Source organism: Streptomyces sp. BE303 (assembly GCF_036290945.1).
GTDB lineage: Bacteria > Actinomycetota > Actinomycetes > Streptomycetales > Streptomycetaceae > Kitasatospora.
This window is the reverse complement of the sequence record NZ_JAQYWZ010000160.1, coordinates 1-480: the sequence shown is the minus strand read 5'-3', so window position 1 is coordinate 480 and position 480 is coordinate 1. Positions and strand designations below refer to the sequence as shown.

Sequence of the window (480 nt, the reverse complement as noted above, 5' to 3'; positions counted from 1 at the left end):
GGACGGCACGGTTCTGATCACGGGTGGTACGGGGACGCTGGGGGCGATCCTGGCGCGGCACCTGGTGGCCGAGCGGGGGGTGCGGCATCTGGTGCTGCTCTCCCGGCGGGGTGAGCGGGCGCCGGGTGCGGCCGAGTTGCGGGAGGAGCTCGTCGCGGCGGGTGCCTCGGTGACGATCGCCGCCGCCGACGCGGCCGACCGTGAGGCGCTGGCCGCCGCGATCCGGGAGGTTCCGGCGGGGCATCCGCTCACTGCGGTGGTCCACACGGCGGGTGTCGTGGACGACGGGATCCTGACCGCGCTGACGCCCGAGCGGCTGGCCGCGGTGTGGGCGCCGAAGGCGGACGGGGCCCGGCACCTGCACGAGCTGACCCGTGGCCACGACCTGGCCGCGTTCGTCCTGTACTCCTCCGTCGCCGCCGTCCTGGGTGGTCCGGGGCAGGGGAGCTACGCGGCGGCGAACACCTATCTGGACGCGCT

The 480-nt window shown here is 75.6% G+C and carries 1 protein-coding gene; it reads left to right on the top strand.

Going from position 1 to position 480, the window contains the following annotated elements:
* Positions 1-480, top strand: a 480-nt coding sequence (locus PUR56_RS00725; RefSeq protein ID WP_329947412.1) for an SDR family NAD(P)-dependent oxidoreductase, incomplete at both ends; no start/stop codon positions are given.